Below are 21,024 nucleotides of genomic sequence, written 5' to 3'. Positions count from 1 at the left end.
CAGTTGTCGTTGTCGTTGGGAACGCCGTCACCGTCGCGGTCGTCGTCACAGGCGTCGCCGATGCCGTCCATGTCGGAATCCGCCTGGCTGTGGTTCACCACCAGCGGGCAGTTGTCGTCGCCGTCGTCGATGCCGTCACCATCGGTGTCGGTGTTTTCGTCACAGGCGTCGCCGATACCGTCCATGTCGGTGTCGGTCTGATCCGGGTTGGCCACCCAGGGGCAGTTGTCCGGATCATTGGGCACGCCATCACCGTCGACATCGTCGTCGCAGGCGTCGCCGATACCGTCGTTGTCCTGATCGCGCTGATCGTTGTTAGCGAAGGCCGGACAGTTGTCCATGTCATCCGGAATCCCGTCATTGTCCTGATCGTCAGGATTGTTCGGGTTGGGGTTGTTGGGCGTAGTGATAACGGTGTCATCACTGTCGTTGGCTTCGCAGCCGTAGATCCCCACGCCGAGAGCGGCGAGCAGGACCAGCATTAGTACACTTTTAATTCGAAACATGATCGTGTTCCTCACTTCTCGGTAACGCGGAATTCAACGCGGCGGTTCATGGCGCGGCCGGATTCGCTTTCGTTGCTGGCAACCGGATTCAGCTCGCCGTAGCCCCGGGCGGTTACGCGGGACGGATCCACACCACGGTTGAGCAGGTACTGGCGAACGGACTCGGCGCGTTCCTGGGACAGCTGCTCGTTATATTCCGCGGCGCCCACGCTGTCGGTGTGACCGGCTACTTCCACACGGAAGTCGGTCTGCGATTTCAGGGAGTCGGCGATGCGGTCCAGGGAAGACTCTGAAGAACGGGTCAGCTTCGCGGAGTCGAACTCGAAGTTGATGTTGGTCAGGGTCACGGTCTGGTTGACGATCAGACAGCCGTTGGCATCCACGCGCCCGCCTTCCAGCGTGTTCGGGCACTGATCACGGTTGTCCGGCACGCCGTCACCGTCGGAATCCATCACCGGCTGGGGCTTGGCGACCACTTCGCGGGTTTTGATTACTGTCTTCTCTTTGGTCACGACCTTGGTGTAACCGAGCGGGATCTCGACACCGAGGGACACGCGAACGTCGCCGAACGCACCGTCGCCACGGGCCGGGCCGGAACCGTCGAAGTCGTCGTAAACGTAGCGGGCGTCGCCGCGCAGCTTCAGGCCGTTGTTGAAGATCGGGCCGGTCACCGCGCCGATACCGGCGTTAACGGTCAGGTTGGTGTCCTGGTCTTCGTCGGGCAGCACTTCCTGGTCGATGGCGCCCACGGCGGCGATCACATAGGGCGTGAAGCCGGTGCGATCACCAAAGGCGTAGGCGAGACCGGTGGTCAGGTGGTACTGATAGAAATCCTGGAAGTCGGCCCGGTTCGGATCCATCTTGTAGAAACCGCCTTCGGTTTCCCACCAGACGCGGTCGGAAAGCTGGCGACCGTAGAAGACGCTGTAGCCCAGACCTTCGTCGTCGAACTGCCGATCTTCATCCACATCCACGTAGGAGGCGAAGCCACCCAGGTACTGGCGAGTGTTCAGCGTCTCCTCGTAACGGTCTTCCGCCAGAGCCGGCTGATAAGCCAGCCCGGCGGCGAGCGCCAGAGTCGACAATCTAAAGAGATTTTTCATGTTCTACCCCCCTCGGGTATCAACGGATTACAGTGCAATCATTGGAATATCCTGGGGAGGTAAAAAAAACAGAATTCCGGTGACGTCCGGTTGGAATAGTGTTGTGAACTTATCCATGCTTTTGCACAAATTGTACAAGCCGTATCATTTTGTATCCGTTATGTATCCGACCACCGGTTTGGCCCGATCAGCCTTGCCGTACATGCACCCCACAAGTACGTTCGTGCAAAAATAAAAAAGAGGCTTCACATGCAGTTATCCAAACCCCGGCGATCCGGTCGCCGGCGGCTCGCGATGGTTTTCCTGGTGTTGTTCGGGGTGCTGGCCGCCGCCCTTCTGCATACCGCCTGGCCCTTTCTGACCTACCCGAGGGAAACGCTCCGCTTTCAGGTGCCGGAGCCGTTACCCCCTTCCGGAAGCGGCCAGCCCCTGGCCGGCGTCGCGGAAGTGGACATCACACCGGCCATCGGCCTGCCCAAATTCGGCTATTCCGCCTGGGCGAAAAACGCCGACGGTTTCCGTACCCGCTTGAAGGCGCGCGCGTTTTATCTGCATGGCCCCGGCCAGACGCCCATGGCGCTGGTGCAGCTTGATCTGGGCGCCGGTTCCCTGCCGTTGCACTACGCCGTGGCGGAACGCATCGCCGCCGCCACCGACGTGCCGGCCAGGGGGCTGAGCCTGCTGGTCACCCACACCCACTCCGGCCCGGGGCAGTACCTGGGCAGCGATTTCTACAACACCTTCGGCGCCAACGCCGCCGGCTTCGATCCGGCGCTGTTCCGGTTCTTGAGCGAGCGCATCAGTGAAGCGGTGATCCGCGCCTACCGCGACCGGCGACCGGCGCGCGTCGCTACCGGTCAACGGGAGGTGTGGGGCCTGACCCGTAACCGCTCGGTGCAAGCCTGGGCGCGCAATCACAATCTGGACCCGGATAAAATGGGTGAGGACGACGCCCTTCGCGCGGTGAATCCGCGCATGACCATGTTGCGGATCGACCTGCGCGCCGATGACGGCCGCTATTACCCCGCCGGGGCGCTGACCCTGTTTTCCATCCATGGCACCGCCATCCCCGCCTTCACGCGCCCCTATCACGCGGATGTCTGGCACTGGCTCAGCCAGGGTTTGGGTGAGCATTCTGGCCAGGATCTCCCCTGGCCCTTCGTGCACGGCGCCTTTCAAGCCACCCACGCCGACAACAACCCGGCCTGGCACCCGGATCACCGGGGCGATCTTGAAGCGCGGCGTATCGGCAAGGCCCTGGGCGATCAGGCCGGCGCCCTGTTCAATGATCTGGAGCCGGATCTGGCGCCGCGCCTGCGCACCACCGCCGCCAGCCGGCTGATCGACGTGCTGGCGCTGCCCGAAGAGCAGCGCCACGGGCTGTGCCAGCGCGCGGTGGTGGGCGCCGCCACCATGGGCGCCGCCAACGGCGATGAAGTCTTTCCGATTTCCTATCTGCCGTTTCTGCAGGAAGGCTGGCCGCGCACGGTATTCACCGACGGCTGCCAGGCGGAAAAGCAGTGGGCACTGTCCAAGCTGCAATTATTGATGTCCGCGGACACCTTCCCGCACCGCGCCCTGCTTCAGGTACTGCGCGTCAACGATCTGGTGCTGGTCCCCCTGCCCTGGGAAATCACCCTGGAAAGCGGCAACCGCATCCGCGGCGAGGTCCTCGACACCCTGCCCGCCGGTACCGACTGGCGGGTGGAGATCTCCAGCCTGGCCAACGGCTTTTTCGGCTACGCGGTGAGCGAGGCCGAGTACGGCGCCCAGTACTACGAGGGCGGCCACACCCTTTACGGCCCGCATACGCTGGACTTTCTCGCCGCGCAAAGCGCGCGGCTGAGCGAGGACCTGATGCGCACCGGTGGCGTCGACGACTATCCCAGGGAAAGCCGTTTCGAGCTGCTCAGCCATCACTACTGGCCGGACGGCGACCCGGACCGCACCTGGTCGCGGAGCTGGCGCCGGCCGGCCACCTTCCACCGTGGCGAAGAGGACAGCGGCCCCTACTGGTCCTGGCGTTTTGTCGGCGAACCGCCCGGTGACCTGCGCCTGCACCAACCGCTGCTGCGGATTCTGCGCAGCGACAACCGGGGCACGCTGGTGGACGATGAAAGCGGCGACATGCGCCTGCGGCTGATCGACGACGACGTCGAGGGACAGGGCCTCTACGAAGTGCGCTGGTATCACCCCCCGGTTGCCGACGAGGGCCGTTTTCAGTTGGAGGTGAGGGCCGGCGCGAACGCGCCCGCGCTTATCTCGCCGGCGTTCCCCTGACCGGGCGTCCCTAACCGGGCGTCCCTAACCGGGCGTCCCTGACCGGGCGTCCCTGAGCGGCGTCACAGAATGACGTAAAACCGCGTCGTTATCGGGTTTCTCCGTGGTCGGCCCCTGCTACACTGGGTGCTTGTTCATCCGGAAGTAGTGTTGTGGAGAGTGCCATGAGGGCCCTGTTACTGGCGGTTCTGTTTTTGAGCGGGTGCGCCAGCACCACGGAAGTGACCACGCGCACGGTCACCGACACCCCGCCGCCGCCGGCGGAAACCCTGCTGCTGGTGGCGCAAAGCCCGGAAGGCGACACCCGCGAGACCTGGGAACTGACCTGCCGGCCGATCTTCGAGCGCGCCGGCCTGACCGTGCTGCTCAGCCACCAGGAGGTACCGCTGTGGTACGAGCGGGGCCGCAAGGCGCTGGTCGAATGGGCCGGCGACCACCCGGTGGACCGCATTCTGCTGGTCGATCTGACCCGCCTGCTGATGTCGGCGCCGCACATGCGCGACCGCCAGGAGCTCAACCCGATCAACCAGGACAACGAAGTGCGCCCCACCTGGCGCGTGGGCCTGGACGGCGAGCGCATCAAGGACGCGCCGCCGGCGGATGTGGAGCAGATGTTCCCCGCCGACCTGCTCGACGGCGCCGGCACCAACCTGTGGCACGGCATGGCCCGCACCCACGAAGCCAATGATCAGAGCGCCATCGCCAAAAGCCAGTGCCTGGCCCTGCGCGACACCCTGCGGCAGGCGCGCCTGCTGCCCTGACCCGGGTTGAGAGTCGCCGGCCCCGCCCCCACTGTCTTCACGGTACGGTTTTACGGAGGTTGTATGAAAGCAGTGATCCCCGGCACATCCCTGGCGATACACCCGGACCGGTTCCCCGATCCGGTGGAAGACGTTCCCACCGATCAGGATGCCGGCCGCGCTGTGCTCGCCGGCGGCTGCTTCTGGTGCGTGGAAGCGGTCTATCAACCTCTCGACGGCGTGCAGTCGGTGGTGTCCGGCTACGCCGGCGGCGACGCGGCCAGCGCCAATTACGAAGCGGTCTGCAGCGGCCGCACCGGCCACGCGGAAGTGGTGGAAGTGCGCTACGACCCGCGGCGGATCAGTTTCGGCGCCCTGCTTAAACTGTTTTTCGCGGTGGCCCACGACCCCACCCAGAAAGACCGCCAGGGCAACGACCGCGGGCCGCAGTACCGTTCCGCCATCTTTCCGGTGGACGAGGCGCAGCGGAAAGTCGCCGAGGACTACATCCAGCAGTTGAATAACGCCGGCGCCTTCACCGCGCCCATCGTCACCACCCTGGAGCCGGGCCACCCGTTCCATCCGGCGGAGGACTACCACCAGGATTTCGCCCGCCGCAATCCCAACCAGCCGTACATCACCCATGTGGCGAAGCCGAAACTGGAAAAGCTGCACGCCGCCTTCCCGGAAATGCTTAAAACCTGAGAGGTAGCCATGACTGTTTCCGCCAGCGGCTTCGATCTGACGCCGCTCACCGACGCCGAAAAGCAGCAGCGCGCCGCCGGCCTCACCGCCGAGGAGCGCCGCATCCTACTGAATCAGGGCACCGAGCCGCCGTTCTGCGGCGGTTTGCTGGACAATAAGGAAAGCGGTACCTACGCCTGCAAGCTGTGTCACCTGCCGCTGTTCCACGCCGACAGCAAGTTCGAGTCCGGCACCGGCTGGCCCAGCTTCTTCGAGCCGGTGGACGCGGACCACGTGCGCGAGCTGGAGGACACCAGCCACGGCATGGTGCGCGTGGAGATCCGCTGCGCGCGCTGCGACGGCCACCTCGGCCATGTGTTTCCCGACGGACCGCCGCCCACCGGCCAGCGTTACTGCCTCAACTCCGCGTCCCTGGTGTTCGAGCCACAGCCCCACTAGCACGCCCCTGCCGGTCGCCCCGGGCCGGCCCCGCCCGACCCGGGAGCAACCCACCGCTTGACCCTGGGTAACAAGCCGCCACTCCCGCATTGCCAGCCGAGACACAGTGTCTACTATTGGGGAAAACGTCCAATAACACGCACCTCGGCCAGCCGGCTCAGCCCGCAAGGAGTGCCCTATGAACGCCGTTTCCCCTCTGGCATCACGCCGCCACGACAGCGCCAGTGAACGCTGGTCACGGATGCCGGTGATCCGCACCGGTGACGACTACATCAGCAGCCTTAAAGGCCGCGGCACCCGTCTGTTTCTGTTCGGCGAACTGATCGACGAACCCGCCGACCACCCGATGATCCGCCCCAGCATCAACGCTTTGCGCGCCACCTACGACCTGGCCATCGACGACCCGGAACTGGCCACCGCCCATTCGCCGCTGATCGACGCCCCGGTGAACCGCTTTCTGCACATGCCGGAGTCACCCCAGGACCTGGTGATGAAAAACCGCATGCAGCGGCGCCTGGGCCAGCTCACCGGCACCTGCTTCCAGCGCTGTACCGGCCTGGACACACTCAGCGTGCTGCACTCGATCACCTGGGACATCGACGAAAAGCACGGCACCGGCTACCACCAGCGCTATCTGGCTTTCCTCAAGGAAGCGCAGCGCCATAACGTGTTGATCGCCGCCGGCATGACCGACCCCAAGGGCGACCGCAGCAAGCGGCCGTTCGAGCAGAGCGACCAGGACATGTTCCTGCACGTGTCCGGACGCAACGACGACGGCATCTTCGTGCGCGGCGTCAAAGCGCACATGACCGGCGGCTGGAACCAGCACTGGATCTGCGTGATGCCGACCATGAACCTGAGCGAGCACGACAAGGACTACGCCGTGGTGGGCATGATTCCCGGCGACGCCGAGGGCATCACCTACATCTACGGTCGCCAGAGCAGCGACACCCGCTCCATGGAAGGCGGCAGCATCGACCAGGGCAACGCCGAGTTCGGCGGCCAGGAAGTGTGGGTCTATTTCGACGACGTCTTCATCCCCCACGAGCACGTGCTCATGGACGGCGAATACGAATTCGCCCAGGACATGGTGGCGCGCTTCACCGCCTACCACCGCGCCAGCTATGTGTGCAAAACCGGCCTCGGCGATGTGATGACCGGCGCCGCCGCCACCATCGCCGACTACAACGGCGTCGACAAGGTCAGCCACATCAAGGACAAGCTGGTGGAGATGGTGCACCTCAACGAGACCATTTTCTCGTCCGGCATCGCCAGCTCCCACGAAGCCAAACCCCTGGCCAGCGGCATCTACATGAACGACGCCATGCTCTCCAATGTGTGCAAGCACAACGTCACCCGCTTCCCCTATGAGATCGCCCGCCTCGCCCAGGACCTGGCCGGCGGCATCGTCGCCACCATGCCCAGCGAAAAGGATCTGGACAACGAAGAAGCCGGCGCCATCATCCGCCGCTTCCTGAAGGGCCGCGACGACATCCCCACCGAGGACCGCATGCGCATCCTGCGCCTGATCGAAAACATGACCCTGGGCCGCAACGCGGTGGGCTACCTGACCGAGTCCATGCACGGCGCCGGCAGCCCCCAGGCCCAGCGTATTCAGATCCTGCGCGGCATGGACGTGGAGTCCAAGAAATGGCACGCCCGCAAGCTGGCCGGCATCAAACAGGCGTAAGCCGTCGGCGGTCTTGCCAGCCGTGGGGTTCCTGCTAAACTAGCGCCCGCTCGCCCCCGGGCGGGCCGTGCCGGAATAGCTCAGTCGGTAGAGCAACTGATTCGTAATCAGTAGGTCGGAGGTTCGATTCCTCTTTCCGGCACCATTCCTCTCCCGTCGAAACGGGCGTGAAGGTCACGACAATTTCTTGCCTTCCTTTGTATCCCCGGTAAAACCTTTATAAAGCTTAGGCTTTTCAAGCCATTGAAGCCTCTCTTTGCATTGACTCAAAGGCCCGCTTCGCCAACTGTGTAAGTCCATTTTTTGACTCACACACCGCGCTGTGGAGAAGGCCCCGTTTATGACATCGATGCCCGCCGGCAGCAGTACTCCGAAACAGCACGGACGCTTCCGTCTCGACGACCCCCGTGAGGATGCCGAACGGTTACTGGACGCGGCCCTGTCCGGCGACCGTCGCTGCCTGGCTCGCATCGCCGTACACCGCCTCACCCCGGTGAGCGAAAAGCCCGGGCTGCGCGATGCCCTGCACACCGTGTCGCGGGAAATGGGGTTCCAGGGCTGGGATCATTTCCAGCGGCACGTGGCCGCCCTGGACACCGCCGCCGAGCGGGCCAACGGGACACTGGACGACGACCTGGACACGGTGCACATCCGCTGCGGGTCGGATCTGCGCGACACCCTGCCCGCCACCGGTTTGCACGGCCACTTTCACACCTTCAGCGACCCCTTCTGCATCGGCCCGCTGCACAGCCTGGAACGGCAGGCCTTCATGGACGAGCGCACCCGCTTTCTTTGCGACGCCTTCGGTGGCGACGAAAACGAAACCCGCCGGCGGCAGCAGCATGAGTACGACGGCCTGGACCAGGCCATGGACAGCGAGCGGGTGGTGCTGTGGTTCGAACACGACAGCTACGACCAGCTGATTCTGGCCTACATCCTCAATCATCTGGCCCACCAGCGCCGCCCCACCCGGCTGGAACTGGTGGCCACGGACGGCGTTCCCGGCGTGCAACGGTTTATCGGCCTGGGGCAACTGGCGCCGGAGGTGCTCGGCTGGCTCTGGCAGCAGCGCCGCCCGGTGGACGATGCGCTTATCACCCTGGGGCGCCGCGCCTGGCGGGCGGTGACCGCCGATACGCCGCAACGGCTGGACGACCTGTCACGGACCCTGACCCCGGAGTTGCCGATGCTGGGCCGCGCCCTGCGCCGGCACCTGCTGGAGTTACCGGATGAAGACACTGGCCTGGGCCTGAGCGAGCAACTGGCGGTGCAGCTGGTGGCCGAGCGCGGCCCGATTACCGTCGGCGAGGTGTTCCGGGATCTGATGCGCGAGCGCGAGCCGCTGCCCTATCTGGGCGACACCATGTTCTGGTGGATGATGCAGCCGCTGATGGGCGGCGAACGCCCGCTGCTGGCCAGCGACCACGGCGAGGACACCCCGTGGCAGGACCGGTCGCTGCACATCACCTCCCACGGCCACGCGGTGCTCAGCGGCCACAACAACTGGCTCGACACCCACCCCAAACGGCGCTGGGTGGGCGGCATCGCCATCGACGGCGACCGCGACAGCTGGTGTCTGAACAAGGGCACCGGCCGGCCGCAAAAACGGCCGGCCAACGTGGCCTAGGGATTAGAGATCGCGGCAGATATCGGCGGCCATGCGGAACGATTGCAGCCGCTTGTCGTGGTCGAAAATCCCGCCGGTGATCATCAGCTCATCCACCCCGGTTAGGTCACGGAAGGCACGCAGCCCGTCACGGACCGTTTCCGCTGATCCGACCATGGCGTATTTCATCGCCTGGCGCACCCCCTCCGCTTCCAGCGGCGACCAGATGCCGTCCATGCTCTCCACCGGCGGCGGCAGCGGTCCGGGCCGCCCGCGCCGCAGATTGACGAACTGCTGCTGCATGGAGGTGGCCAGGAAGGCGCCCTCCTCGTCGCTGTCGGCGGCGAACACGCTCACCCCCGCCATGGCGTAGGGCCGCTCCAGCTGCGCCGATGGCTGAAAGTTGTCGCGGTAGACCTGCAACGCATCGAGCAGGGCCTCCGGGGCGAAATGCGAGGCGAACGCGAACGGCAGGCCCTTCTGGGCCGCCAGCCGGGCGCTGAACAGGCTGGAGCCGAGCAGCCAGATGGGCACCTTGCTGCCGGCGCCGGGCACCGCCCGCACGCGCTGATCCGGGGTCGGATCACCCAGGTAAGCCTGCAGCTCCTCCACGTCGCGCGGGAACTCCATGGCGTTGCTGTTGAGGTCGCGGCGCAGCGCCCGCGCGGTTTCCATGTCGGTGCCCGGCGCCCGGCCCAGGCCCAGGTCGATGCGTCCCGGGTGCAGGGCCGCCAGGGTGCCGAACTGTTCGGCGATCACCAGGGGCGCGTGGTTGGGCAGCATCACGCCGCCGGAGCCGACCCGGATACGCTGGGTGCCGGCGGCGATATGGCCGATCACCACGCTGGTGGCGGCGCTCGCCACGCCGGGCATGTTGTGGTGCTCGGCCACCCAGTAGCGGGTGTAGCCCCACTGTTCGGCGTGGCGCGCCAGATCAAGGGAATTGCCCAGGGCCTGGGCGGCGTCGCCGCCACGCAGGATGGGACTCAGATCAAGAATGGAATAGGCAGTCATCAGGCCTCCCGAGCCAAAGCGCGTCCGTTTACGCGTCTTCTTACGGTTGGGCCTGTGACCGCGTTTTTAAAGGTGGCGTCGGCTAACCCCCGTTCAAGCGACGATAAATTTCGTCCTTGAGGTGCATACGCTCCACTTTCATGGTCTCCATATCGCGGTCCGCGATCGGGTTCTCGCGCATCTCCAGCCCACGAATGGTTTTGTCCAACCGGTCGTGCTCCTCCACCTTGGCGCGGAACTCCGGGTGTTCCTTGGCCAGGGCGTCAATGCGTTCGCGGTGCTGGGGGAATTCGTGGTGGATACTATGGGGTTCACCGAGCATAGCTGACAGGTCCTCCGCTGAAGGGGCCCGGGCACCGGGGCGGTGCTCGGGCGGGTAATCCTCTTCAAGCTACTACCGCCGCCGGGTACTTGTCATCCTCCCGGTGGCGACTCAACGCATTCCCCGGGCTTCCTTGATCATATCGTAGGCTTTGCTGATCTCGGCGGTCTTCTCGGTGGACACGCGAATCATCTCTTCCGGCACGCCACGGGCCGCCAGTTTGTCCGGGTGATGCTCGCTCATCAGCCGCCGGTAGGCCTTTTTGACCTCCTGATCGGAAGCGTCCTCCTTCACCCCCAGCACCTGATACGCCTCGCCCAGCGACGGCCGTGACGGGCCGGCCGCGCCACCCGCGCCGGCCGCACCGGCGCCGCCGAAGCGCGCCTGGGCCAGCACCATGTTGAGAATCTGCCGGAACTGGCTTTCCGGCACGCCCAGCCCGGCGGCGACACGGAACAGGATGCGCTCCTCCTCGGCGTGCAGCTCGCCGTCCGCCAAGGCGGTTTGCAGCAGCAGCTCAAGGAACACCACCACCAGATGGCGGCGCCGGCGGATGCGCTGGCGGAATTCGGCCACGGTCCGGTCGAGGGGGAAATCATCGTCCTTGCCCTGGCGGAAGGCCTCCTGGGCCCGGCGGCGCTGCTCGTCGTTGAGCTGCATGCGGCTCATGATCGCTTCGGCCTGGCCGATCTCCTGCTCGCTGACCCGGCCGTCCGCCTTGGCCAGATGGCCCATGATCGAAAACACCGCCGAGAACAGGGCCTCCTGGACCTCCTCCCGTTCGCCGGGCCGGTAGGGCCGGAACGGGTTGAAGGACTGTACCCGCTCCACGCCACGGTCCAGGAAGTGGCCGATCAGCACGCCGATCGCCAGGCCGATGGGCCCGCCGATCAACATGCCCAACAGGCCGACAATGAGTTTGCCACCCCAACTTCGCATTAATCAGAACTCTCTATCGTCATCTACAGGTAGGGAAAGACCACGGAGTATCCGGGAGGTTCGCGCACAAACGCAAACCCGGGCCTGAGCGGCCCGGGTGGAACGGTGTGCGGGAAGGACCTACTTGGTGGCGCGCGAACCGCGCGCTCTCAACCTGCTTTAGTGGCGCGGTTACCGCGCCACCAGGCCAGCACCGCCAGGACGACGGCGGCGGCCTGGGCGAGCGCGCCCTGCAGGGTGGGGAAGAAACCAATCCACTCCAGCGTCGGCAGGCCGATGTAGGTGGCATTGATGAGGCCGGCTTCCTGCAGGGCGGCGATGCCCTTGCCGAGCAGGATCACCGACAGCACCAGCAGCACCAGGCTGGTGGCCTTGAAGAACAGGCCCAGCGGCAGGCGCATACCGAGGCGGAAGATCAGCACGCAGACCACCGCCAACGCCGCCAGGGCCGCCAGCAACCCGTACAGCAGGTACGGCTGGGTGGCTTCGGTGACCTGGGTCCAGAGCGCCTGATAGAACAGGATGGTTTCGAACATCTCCCGGTACACGGAAATGAACGCCACCAGGGTCAGGGTCCAGACGGTACCGGCGCCGAGGGCGTTATCCACCTTGCTCTTGATGTAGCCCATCCACTTCTGGCTGTTGCTGTTGCTGTGCATCCAGAAGCCCACGTAGAACAGGATCACCGCCGCCGCCAGGCCGGCCACGCCCTCGGTCAGCTCCCGCGAGGCACCGCTGAAGCTGATCACCGTGGAGGCGGCGAACCAGGTGGCCACGCCGGCGATCAGCGCCGCCACCCAGCCGAAGTGGATATGACGGCTGGCCGAGCGGGCGCCCGCTTTACGGGTGAAGGTGAGCAAGGCGGCGACGATCAGCAGCGCCTCCAGACCCTCACGGAACAGGATGAAGAAACTCGCCGAGAAGGTGGCGGCGGCGCTCAGGCCGTCGCCGCCGAGCGCGTCCTCGGCGGCGGCCAGGCTGTCGCGGGCCTCGGCCACTCTGGCGTCCACCGCGGCGGGCTCTTCACCCTGTTCGATCGCCTGGCGCACCGCCATGAAACGGCGCTCGGTGGCGCGCATCAGGTCGCCGTCCACCGCCGCAAGCTGCTGCTCGATCATCTCGAAGCCGTCCAGATAGGCCGACAGCGCCGCGGCGCGGGCCGCCGCCCGGTCGCCGTCGGCGTACAGGCCGGCCGCCTCGCCCAGCTTGGCGTCACTGATTTCGATAAAGCGGTTCTGGCTGAACAGCGCTTCCGGATTACGGCGCAGATAGCCCATGGCCTGGACCGCCGGCTTACCGATCTCGTCGCGCACGTCCGCGGGAGCCTTGCCGATCACCGTGTCCAGGGTCATATCCGCTTTCAGGCCCGGCGTGCCGCGCAGGGCCTGCTCGCCGGCGTCGGCCTCCTGGTCGGACACCGCCTTGCCGCCCACGTAGAACGCCAGCGCCCAGCGCTCCGCCTCGCTGAGCTGGTCGTCGTAGGCGGCCATGCCGGTGCCGTCCACACCGCCGGTGATGGTGGTGTAGAGCCCCAGCATGGAGCGGCCCATGTAGCGGGCGCGCTCATGGAAATCGGTGGGCGCCGGCTCCAGCGCCGCGCCGGCGGGCCCGTCGCCACGCCCTTCGTCACCGTGGCAGGCGGCGCAGTGGGTCTGGTACAGCTGCGCGGCCTTCTCCATATCCGGCGCGGTTTTGGGAATCACCGGCAGGCCGTACACCGTCACCAGGGTGCCGCGGATTTTCTGCGCCAGTTCCTGAATGCGCGCCTCCGGCGCTTTGTCGTCGACGGCGGCTTCCAGCTGTTGCGCCTGGTCGGCCAGCCGCTGCTTGCCTTCCACGTCGTCCAGGGTGGCGATGCCCTCGCTCAACAGGCGGGTGAACTCGTCCATTTCGGCGTATTCCGCCTCGCTGACGATCTCGCCGTCCTGCACCGCGTTAACGTAGTCCGCGCCGACGTACTCCACCAGCTGTACCAGGGCGGTCTGGTCCGCCGCCCGGGCGGTGGCGGTCAGCATGAAAAAGCACAGCAACAAAAAAACGCCCAGGGGGCGCCGCTCGATGAGAACCATGGATCCGGATTCCAGCGTCTAAAAGTGAATAATTCTTATTTATGCTCCCTTCCCAGACCCGCTGTGTCAAAGGGTTTTACCCAACCGTGAGCGCCAGTACCTTGCTGATGTGGGCCTGCGGACGGCCGGATTCGCTCTGCCACTGGTTGAACGCCGCCTGCGCCGCGCGCTGATCGCGCTGGCTCGACAGGTTTTTGTCGATGATGCGGTGGGCGCGGAGCACGCTGATCACATCGTCGGTGGGGTACCAGGTGTCGCGCCCCACCATGCGCAGGAAGGCGGCGCCGGAATTGCCGCCGAGCTGCTTGCCGCGCTTTTTCAGCAGGATCCACATACCGACGGTGTCCTCCGCCGGCCAGTCCGCCAGCCAACGGCCCATGCTGCCGTATTCGCGGCGCAGGTCGAGCACCAGCTGGGCATTATGGCGGATCGCCTTGATCTTGCCCCAATGGCGGATCAGCCGGGTGTCCTGCATGCGCTCCTCGAGCATGCTGTCCGGCATCAGCACCAGCTTGTCCGGATCGAAACCGAAGAACGCCTCTTCGAACGCCGGCCATTTGGCGTCCACCAGAGAGTGCTTGAGCCCGGCCCGGAACACGCGCCGCGTGAGCGCCGAAAAATAAAAGGCGTCGTCCGGGCGGCGCAGCTGGGCGGCGCTCTTCACCGCCGGCAGTTGCGCTTCCACCGGCTTGAGGCCGCCCTTGCGGTTCACCGCCAGGGCCAGCAGGTCCTTGAACTCGATCATCAAATGCTCCCGGCTGCTTCGTATACAGTGTTTTCCCGCCATTGTAGAATCCGGTCTTTAGCCTAACGCCGGATCAGGACGGGCAGTATTCATGAGCGGTCATCAAACCACGATCAACAAATCCGACAAACTCAAAGGCGTCTGCTACGACATCCGTGGCCCGGTGCTGCGTGAAGCGCACCGCCTGGAGGACGAAGGCCACCGGGTGATCAAGCTCAACATCGGCAACCCGGCGCCGTTCGGCTTCGAAGCGCCCGAAGAGCTGCTGCAGGACGTGATTCACAACCTGCCGGATTCCACCGGCTATTGCCATTCCAAGGGCCTGTTCCCGGCCCGCAAGGCGGTGATGCAGTATACCCAGACCAAGGGCATCGAAAACGTCACGGTCGACGACATCATCATCGGCAACGGCGTCTCGGAACTGATCGTGATGGCGATGCAGGCGTTGCTCAACTATGGCGACGAGGTGCTGCTGCCGGCGCCGGACTACCCGCTGTGGACCGCCGCCGTGCGTTTGTCCGGCGGCAATCCGGTGCATTACCTGTGCGATGAAAAGCAGGACTGGCAACCGGCGCTGGACGATCTGCGTTCCAAAATCACCGACCGCACCCGCGCGATGGTGATCATCAACCCCAACAACCCCACCGGCGCCAACTACGACAAGGCGCTGCTGCAGGAAATGCTGGAGATCGCCCGCGAGCACGACCTGATCGTGTTCGCCGACGAGATCTACGACAAGATTCTCTATGACGGCGAGGAGCACCACTCGATCGCGTCGATGGCCGACGACCTGCTGTTCATCACCTTCAACGGGCTGTCCAAGAACTATCGCGCCGCCGGCTTCCGCGCCGGCTGGATGGTGATCTCCGGCGCCAAGTACCGCGCCGAGAATTACATCGAAGGCCTGGACATGCTGGCCAGCATGCGGCTGTGCGCCAACGTGCCCAGCCAGCATGCGATCCAGACCGCGCTGGGCGGTTACCAGAGCATCGGCGATCTGGTGCTGCCCACCGGACGCCTGGGCCGCCAGCGCGACAAGGCCTGGGACATGCTCAGCTCGATCCCCGGTGTCAGCTGCGTCAAACCCAAGTCCGCGCTCTACCTGTTTCCGCGTCTGGATCCCAAGGTGTTTCCGTTCCAGGACGACGAAGCCTTCGCGCTGGACCTGCTGCGCCAGGAAAAAGTGCTGATCGTCCAGGGCACCGCGTTCAACTGGCCCGACCCGGACCATTTCCGGGTGGTGTTCCTGCCGCGCATGGACGATCTGGAGGATTCCATCGGCCGCATCGCCAACTATCTGGACCGGATCAGAAAGAAGTAATCCCATGCATCTGCACATCGACGACTTCAGCCAGGACGTGGCGCGCATACTGTTGCAGCTGTATATGAACTTTCCGCGCCCCCAGGCCGTCTATGTGGAAGACATCAGCGGCCCTGACCAACTGGACGAGGCGGGGCTGCACGGCAAGAGGCACATGGCCTGTCTGGGGGCAATGCTGTGGCTGGCTGAAGAGGGTTACCTGCGTTACCAGAGCACCCTCTACCAAGAGGGCATTGAACAGGCGGTGCTCAGCAACCGCGCCTTCACCCTGCTCACCGCCACCGGCGATCCGGACCCGCAAGCGGACCCGGACCTGCCCGTCAGCGTACAACTGGAGCGCGCCACCCTGGCGGAGCAGTTCCGTACCGCCCTGGCCGCCCGGGATTCCACGCGAATCTCAGCGCTGGTGCGCCATTTCCTGGCCCGCGCCACCGCCTGAACGTCCACTTCACCCAAGGACGGTTTTCATGGGACCCGCGCTATAGCGGGACTTGGGGAAACAATGACAGCTTTACGATACCGCCCGGACATCGAGGGTCTGAGGGCGCTCGCCGTTCTACTGGTCATCGTGTACCACTTTGAGTTTCCGGGTATCAGCGGCGGCTTTATCGGCGTCGACGTGTTTTTCGTGATCTCCGGTTTCGTGATCACCGGTTTGCTGACCCGTCAGATGGACCAGGGCGGCTTCCGCTTCGGCGACTTCTATGCGCGCCGTATCCGCCGCCTGGTGCCGGCCTTTCTGCTGGTCTCCACCGTCACCTTTTTGATTATTTCGCCGTTCTATATCGGCGACGATTATTACATCTTCGCCAAGAGCTGGCTGGCGTCGCTGATGGGGATCAGCAACCTCTACTATTTCACTGAACTGAGCCAGTATTTCGCGCCGGAAACCCGCAGCCTGTCACTGCTGCACACCTGGTCGCTGGCGGTGGAAGAGCAGTTCTACCTGCTGTGGCCGGCGGCGACATTGTGGGCCTGGCGCAGCGGGCGGCTGACCCGCTCGCCGTTGGTGTTCCTGGCCCTGTTGATCGCCGCCCTGCTGCTCTCCGTCTACCTCGCCCATACCCACCCCAAGGCGGCGTTTTATCTGCCGCCGGCGCGGCTGTTCGAATTCATGCTGGGGGCCGGCGTGGCTCTGTACGGCCACCGCCTGCCGGCGCTGGGGCCCAGGCAGGCGGAAGCGCTGGCGGTGGCCGGCGTGGCGATGATTCTCGCCACCGCAGTATTCCTCACCAGCAACGATCCCTTCCCCGGCTTCAACGCCCTGTGGCCGACGCTGGGCACGGCCATGGTGATCCAGGCCGGGCTGGTGCAGCCGGGCACGGTCACCGCCCGCCTGCTCAGCCTGCCGGTGATGGTGTTCCTGGGCGGGCTCTCCTACTCCTTGTACCTGTGGCACTGGCCGCCGGTGGCGCTGTTGCACTACCAGCTGATCGAGCTGACCTGGCCGATTCGTCTGGGCCTGCTGGCGGCGGTACTGCTGGCGTCGTGGCTGGGTTACAAGCTGGTGGAAAACCCGCTGCGGCGCCGCCCCTGGAACTTCAAGCGGGCCTTCAAGATTCTGGTGTTGGTGCCGCTGCTGATCATCTGGGCGATCCAGTCCACCATCCGCATCGCCGACGACCTCAGCTTCCGCATCCCCGAGGAACGCCGCGACCTCTACAAGATCATCGTGCAGAACGACAGCGCCGACGTGCACGAGCCGTGCTTCAAAGGCCCCACCCGGGATTTCGTGCGCGACGAAGCCTGCCTGTTCGGCCAGCCGCTGGCCGAGGGTGAGCGGCCGGACAGCGTGCTGATCGGCGATTCCCACGCCATCGCGCTGATGGGCTTCATGGAAGTCTTCCTGGAGAGCACCGACCTGTCCCTGTTGATGGTCACGCAGGCCTCCACGCCGTTTATTCCCGGTGAGCTGACGGAGCAGGCGTTCCCCGGCGACGAAGAGAAGATCGTGCGCAACCGGGCCCTCACCGAGTACCTCAAGCAGGAGCCGATGACGGTGTTTATCTCGGCCTGGTGGAACTCCTACCTGCGGTCGACGGACTTCCACGACTACTTCGTGGCCACCATCGACTGGCTACTCGACCAGGGCCACCGGGTGGTGGTGCTTGAAGGGGTGCCGGAGCTGCCCTCCGACGCGCACGCGCAGTGCCGCTTGAAGGGCCTGGAAGACTGCAGCATCGACGCCGCCGACGCGGCCGAACAGCGGCGTGACTTCAACCGCTTCCAGCGCGACGTGCAGGCACGCTTCCCAAGCGTGAACTGGATCGACCCGAGCCGCGTGCTGTGCGACGCAGAGCGTTGCCAGACGGTGCTGGACGGCATCCCGCTCTACCGCGACGAGAGCCATCTCAATTACATCGGCGCCCAGGAAATCGGCCAGGCGTTCCGGGCGCGCTTCGGCAACCCCCTGGAACCGCTTAAGGCGCCGGCCGCCGATAGCGGTACGCCAGCGCCTTGAGCGCCGGTTCAGCGGCCTCGTCGAAACCGGCCGCGCCCGCCAGCCGGCCTTCGAAGGTGGCGCCGGGCAGCCGCTCCGCCGCCTGCTCCCGCAACCAGTCCGCCGGCAGCCAGGGGGCGTTCAGGCACAGCAGCAGTTCCGCCTCCGGTGCCAGCAGCTTGCTCAGCCGGGCCAGCACCTTGGGGTAGTCCCGTTCCACCAGAAAGCTGCCCTTCTGGGCGCTGGGCGGGTCCGCCACGATCAGATCGTAACGGCCCAGGGCGTGCAGCTTCTTCCAACTGCGAAACACGTTATGCGGCAGATAATGCACCCGGGCGTCGGCGAAACCGTTGGCGTTCTGGTTTTCCCGGCCCAGCGCCAGCGCCGGCCGGGACAGGTCGATGTTGACCACCGAGTGGGCGCCGCCGGCCAGCGCCGCCACGGAGAACGCACAGGTAAAGCTGAACAGGTTGAGCACCCGCTTGCCCTCGGCGCGCTCCCGCAGCCAGGCCCGCCCCGGCGCCATGTCCGCGAAGAACCCCAGGTTCTGGCCGCGCTGGAAATCGAGCCGGTAGCGCAGGCCGGCCTCCTCCGCCCAGGCGGTCTCCGGCAGAGCACCGCGCCGCACCTCGGTGACCGCCGGCCGGCGGTGGCGGTGCTGGAACACCAGGGTGTCGCAACCCAGCCCCGGCAGGGCCTCGCCGAGGCGCTGCTCCAGCGCCGCCAGCGTGGCCGGAGGGTAGTCGTCGAACAGGGTCGCCACCAGCACCGGCGGGAACCGGTCCAGGGTGAGCCCTTCCCAGCCGGGCAGCGTCTTGCCACGGCCGTGAAAAAGCCGGTGGCGAGCGTCGCTCGGGGGAACCAGAAAGGGGCTGAGCAGGTCTATCGAATCGGGGGAAGGCATGCGCATCAAGGACCGATGGAAACCGGCGAGTATCGCCGCCGGGGCGCTTGAAGACAACCGCGCCGCCCCCATTTAACGATCGGTTTGACAACGTCCTTTTGGTTTTGGAGATCGACCTCAATGATGCGCATCGCGCTGTTCTTGCTTACCAACCTGGCGGTCATCGTGGTGGCCAGTATCACGCTCAGCCTGCTGGGCGTGAATTCCTATCTGGCGCAAAGCGGCACCGGACTGGATCTGGGCAACCTGCTGATCTTCAGCGCCGTGTTCGGCTTCGCCGGTTCGTTCATTTCACTGCTGATATCCAAGCCCATGGCCAAGTGGTCGACCCGGGCGCAGATCATCAAGCAGCCCTCCAACAGCGGCGAAAAATGGCTGCTGGACACGGTCCGCGAGCTGTCCGAGAAAGCCGGCATCGGCATGCCGGAAGTGGGCGTGTTCCCCGCCCAGCAGTCCAACGCCTTCGCCACCGGCTGGAACAAGAACGCCGCCCTGGTGGCGGTCTCCCAGGGCATGCTGCAACGCTTCCGCCCGGAAGAAGTGCGCGCCGTGCTGGCCCATGAAATCGGCCACGTGGCCAACGGCGACATGGTCACCCTGAGCCTGATCCAGGGCGTGGTGAACACCTTCGTGATCTTCGCCGCCCGCGTGGTCGGCTCGGTGGTGGACAGCTTCCTGCGCCGCGACGGCGAAGGCGGCCTGGGCTTCGGCTACTACATCGTGGTGTTCATCGCCGAGATCATCTTCGGCATCGCCGCCAGCACCATCGTCATGTGGTTCTCGCGGCGCCGGGAATACCGCGCCGACGTGGCCGGCGCGCAACTGGCCGACCGTCGTGACATGGTCAGCGCCCTGCAGCGCCTGAAAGCGGAGTACGAGGTGCCCAACCAGATGCCGGATTCGTTGGTCGCCTTCGGTATCAACAGCGGCGTGCGCCACGGCCTGGCCGCCCTGTTCCGCTCGCACCCGCCGCTGGACGACCGCATCCAGGCGCTCACCGAAAAACGCTACGGGTAGCCGCTAACCCGCATCGGTGGCGACGCGATAGAGCAAAGTGTCTTCGTAGCCGCTGATCACCGGCCAGAGCCCACATAAGGACCGGTCCAGCGCGGCGTCGCCGGTGTCCACCACCAGCGGGCGCCCTTCCAGGGTGCCCAGCTTGGTGCGGCTGGCGAGAATATCGATGCGGCCCTTCCCCAGGCGCCGGATCACCGCCGGGCTGAACTGCTGGTTGCCGCGCCCGAACAGATGGCCCTGGCCGCCGATCACGGTCAGTAACGCCCGGGCCGGGGCGTCGCCGATCACCTCGAGTATCCGGTCGGCGCCCACGTCCGCGGCCACCACTTCCTCATTGCGGATAATGTCCACGCCCAACAGAGTGTTGGGCAGACCCAGCTGTTCCATCACCACCGCCACCGTGGACCCGGAGCCCACCAGGTAATAGGTGTCCGGCTCCAGGGTGTCGATCACCCAGGCGGCGATCTCGGTGACCACCAGGTCCTCCACCTCGCGGCCGCCGCACTTCACCTGCTGCAGGTAGCGGGCCTCGGCGGGCACGTTCAGGTCGCCGTAGTGGCGCGCCTGGACGCGCCCGGCGCGGAAGGCCTCTTCGTCGATGTCGCGCACCTCGGCCTCGTGCAGCGCCACCAGGCCGCCGTCCACCAGCTCCGCCAGCAACTCGCCGGCGGCTTCCGGGTTGATCGCATAGACGGCGGAGTGCATCTTGCAGCCCGCCGGCACGCCCAGCACCGGCACGTCATCCTCGCCGAGCGCATCGACCAGATCCCGGGCGGTGCCGTCACCGCCGGCGAACAGCAGCAGCTGCGCGCCGGCATCGACCAGAGCGCGCGCGGCGCGGCGGGTGTCATCGGCTTCGCTGGGCGACGGCGGCTCGCCGAGCGAACGCGCCGGCAGCCCGGCCGCCCGACAACTGTCCTCGCCCATGGCGCCGCCCCAGGTGAGCACCTCCAGACCACCGATGCGCGCGGCCAGACCGGCCAGGGCGCGGGTCATGCGGTCCACCGCCATGGGCGTGGCGCCGCGCCGCAGCGCTTCCTCGCGGGTGTCGCTGCCGTCACTGCCCTTGAGGCCCACGGCGCCGCCGACGCCGGCGAACGGGTTGACCAGCACGCCCAGGACCAGGCGATTCTCGATGTCTGTCATAAAACGATCATGTCTCTTTATAACAATGGCCGGGACGCA

19 protein-coding genes and 1 tRNA gene are annotated in these 21,024 nt (G+C 65.7%); 11 read left to right on the top strand and 9 right to left on the bottom strand.

The window, feature by feature from the left end; all coding sequences use genetic code 11:
- Both ACEQZD_RS15120 and ACEQZD_RS15115 read right to left on the bottom strand, forming a co-directional pair.
- A partial coding sequence (locus ACEQZD_RS15120) for a thrombospondin type 3 repeat-containing protein (RefSeq protein ID WP_370186395.1) occupies positions 1 to 506 on the bottom strand: 506 nt, incomplete at its 3' end.
- An 11-nt stretch (positions 507 to 517) separates the two neighbouring features.
- Positions 518 to 1,609, bottom strand: coding sequence for an OmpA family protein (locus tag ACEQZD_RS15115; protein WP_370186394.1), 1,092 nt, complete (start codon positions 1,607 to 1,609; stop codon positions 518 to 520).
- 249 nt (positions 1,610 to 1,858) lie between these two features.
- Between ACEQZD_RS15115 and ACEQZD_RS15110 the strand changes: the two genes are divergently transcribed.
- The 7 genes from ACEQZD_RS15110 to ACEQZD_RS15080 all read left to right on the top strand — a co-directional run bounded on the left by ACEQZD_RS15110 (position 1,859) and on the right by ACEQZD_RS15080 (position 9,089).
- Complete coding sequence (locus ACEQZD_RS15110) at positions 1,859 to 3,889, top strand: neutral/alkaline non-lysosomal ceramidase N-terminal domain-containing protein (protein WP_370186392.1); 2,031 nt, start codon at positions 1,859 to 1,861, stop codon at positions 3,887 to 3,889.
- A 164-nt stretch (positions 3,890 to 4,053) separates the two neighbouring features.
- On the top strand, positions 4,054 to 4,650 hold the full coding sequence (locus ACEQZD_RS15105; protein ID WP_370186390.1) for a hypothetical protein: 597 nt from the start codon (positions 4,054 to 4,056) through the stop codon (positions 4,648 to 4,650).
- Positions 4,651 to 4,713: 63 nt separating this feature from the next.
- Positions 4,714 to 5,334 carry a peptide-methionine (S)-S-oxide reductase MsrA gene (gene msrA / locus ACEQZD_RS15100; RefSeq protein WP_142949341.1) on the top strand — a complete coding sequence of 207 codons (621 nt, stop codon included), beginning with the start codon at positions 4,714 to 4,716 and terminating at the stop codon, positions 5,332 to 5,334.
- 9 nt (positions 5,335 to 5,343) lie between these two features.
- A complete protein-coding gene (gene msrB, locus ACEQZD_RS15095; RefSeq protein ID WP_370186388.1) occupies positions 5,344 to 5,772 on the top strand; it encodes a peptide-methionine (R)-S-oxide reductase MsrB in 429 nt (142 codons plus the stop codon).
- Between the two features lie 178 nt (positions 5,773 to 5,950).
- A complete protein-coding gene (locus ACEQZD_RS15090) occupies positions 5,951 to 7,462 on the top strand; it encodes a 4-hydroxyphenylacetate 3-hydroxylase N-terminal domain-containing protein (protein WP_335628460.1) in 1,512 nt (503 codons plus the stop codon).
- 69 nt (positions 7,463 to 7,531) lie between these two features.
- A tRNA-Thr gene (locus ACEQZD_RS15085) sits at positions 7,532 to 7,607 on the top strand.
- A gap of 195 nt (positions 7,608 to 7,802) precedes the next feature.
- The gene (locus tag ACEQZD_RS15080) at positions 7,803 to 9,089 is read left to right on the top strand and encodes a DUF1835 domain-containing protein (RefSeq protein ID WP_335628461.1); all 1,287 of its coding nucleotides are present in this window, start codon (positions 7,803 to 7,805) and stop codon (positions 9,087 to 9,089) included.
- Positions 9,090 to 9,092: 3 nt separating this feature from the next.
- Here ACEQZD_RS15080 and ACEQZD_RS15075 read toward each other — a convergent pair whose 3' ends face one another.
- The 5 genes from ACEQZD_RS15075 to ACEQZD_RS15055 all read right to left on the bottom strand — a co-directional run bounded on the left by ACEQZD_RS15075 (position 9,093) and on the right by ACEQZD_RS15055 (position 14,157).
- The gene (locus tag ACEQZD_RS15075; RefSeq protein WP_335628462.1) at positions 9,093 to 10,082 is read right to left on the bottom strand and encodes an LLM class flavin-dependent oxidoreductase; all 990 of its coding nucleotides are present in this window, start codon (positions 10,080 to 10,082) and stop codon (positions 9,093 to 9,095) included.
- Between the two features lie 82 nt (positions 10,083 to 10,164).
- On the bottom strand, positions 10,165 to 10,404 hold the full coding sequence (locus ACEQZD_RS15070) for a YdcH family protein (RefSeq protein WP_142949346.1): 240 nt from the start codon (positions 10,402 to 10,404) through the stop codon (positions 10,165 to 10,167).
- 111 nt (positions 10,405 to 10,515) lie between these two features.
- Positions 10,516 to 11,343 carry a co-chaperone DjlA gene (gene djlA / locus ACEQZD_RS15065; protein WP_335628463.1) on the bottom strand — a complete coding sequence of 276 codons (828 nt, stop codon included), beginning with the start codon at positions 11,341 to 11,343 and terminating at the stop codon, positions 10,516 to 10,518.
- Between the two features lie 149 nt (positions 11,344 to 11,492).
- The gene (locus tag ACEQZD_RS15060; protein ID WP_370186385.1) at positions 11,493 to 13,412 is read right to left on the bottom strand and encodes an FTR1 family protein; all 1,920 of its coding nucleotides are present in this window, start codon (positions 13,410 to 13,412) and stop codon (positions 11,493 to 11,495) included.
- Between the two features lie 76 nt (positions 13,413 to 13,488).
- Positions 13,489 to 14,157, bottom strand: a complete 669-nt coding sequence (locus ACEQZD_RS15055) for a DNA-3-methyladenine glycosylase I (RefSeq protein ID WP_194856706.1) — start codon at positions 14,155 to 14,157, stop codon at positions 13,489 to 13,491.
- A gap of 91 nt (positions 14,158 to 14,248) precedes the next feature.
- Between ACEQZD_RS15055 and ACEQZD_RS15050 the strand changes: the two genes are divergently transcribed.
- The 3 genes from ACEQZD_RS15050 to ACEQZD_RS15040 all read left to right on the top strand — a co-directional run bounded on the left by ACEQZD_RS15050 (position 14,249) and on the right by ACEQZD_RS15040 (position 17,939).
- Positions 14,249 to 15,478, top strand: a complete 1,230-nt coding sequence (locus ACEQZD_RS15050) for a pyridoxal phosphate-dependent aminotransferase (protein ID WP_194856707.1) — start codon at positions 14,249 to 14,251, stop codon at positions 15,476 to 15,478.
- A gap of 4 nt (positions 15,479 to 15,482) precedes the next feature.
- The gene (locus ACEQZD_RS15045) at positions 15,483 to 15,917 is read left to right on the top strand and encodes a hypothetical protein (RefSeq protein WP_194856708.1); all 435 of its coding nucleotides are present in this window, start codon (positions 15,483 to 15,485) and stop codon (positions 15,915 to 15,917) included.
- Positions 15,918 to 15,980: 63 nt separating this feature from the next.
- A complete protein-coding gene (locus ACEQZD_RS15040; protein ID WP_335628466.1) occupies positions 15,981 to 17,939 on the top strand; it encodes an acyltransferase family protein in 1,959 nt (652 codons plus the stop codon).
- Here the strand turns inward: ACEQZD_RS15040 and ACEQZD_RS15035 are convergent.
- Complete coding sequence (locus ACEQZD_RS15035; RefSeq protein WP_370186383.1) at positions 17,899 to 18,822, bottom strand: class I SAM-dependent methyltransferase; 924 nt, start codon at positions 18,820 to 18,822, stop codon at positions 17,899 to 17,901. The genes ACEQZD_RS15040 and ACEQZD_RS15035 overlap by 41 nt on opposite strands.
- Before the next feature lie 120 nt (positions 18,823 to 18,942).
- Between ACEQZD_RS15035 and htpX the strand changes: the two genes are divergently transcribed.
- Positions 18,943 to 19,839, top strand: coding sequence for a protease HtpX (gene htpX, locus ACEQZD_RS15030; protein ID WP_142949353.1), 897 nt, complete (start codon positions 18,943 to 18,945; stop codon positions 19,837 to 19,839).
- Between the two features lie 3 nt (positions 19,840 to 19,842).
- On the opposite strand, the gene ACEQZD_RS15025 is transcribed toward htpX, so the two are convergent.
- On the bottom strand, positions 19,843 to 20,985 hold the full coding sequence (locus ACEQZD_RS15025; protein ID WP_335628468.1) for an ATP-NAD kinase family protein: 1,143 nt from the start codon (positions 20,983 to 20,985) through the stop codon (positions 19,843 to 19,845).
- Positions 20,986 to 21,024: the final 39 nt, after the last annotated feature.

The organism is Alloalcanivorax sp. (assembly GCF_964221125.1).
Taxonomy (GTDB): Bacteria; Pseudomonadota; Gammaproteobacteria; order Pseudomonadales; family Alcanivoracaceae; genus Alloalcanivorax; species Alloalcanivorax venustensis.
This window is presented reverse-complemented; position numbering and strand designations above follow the sequence as displayed.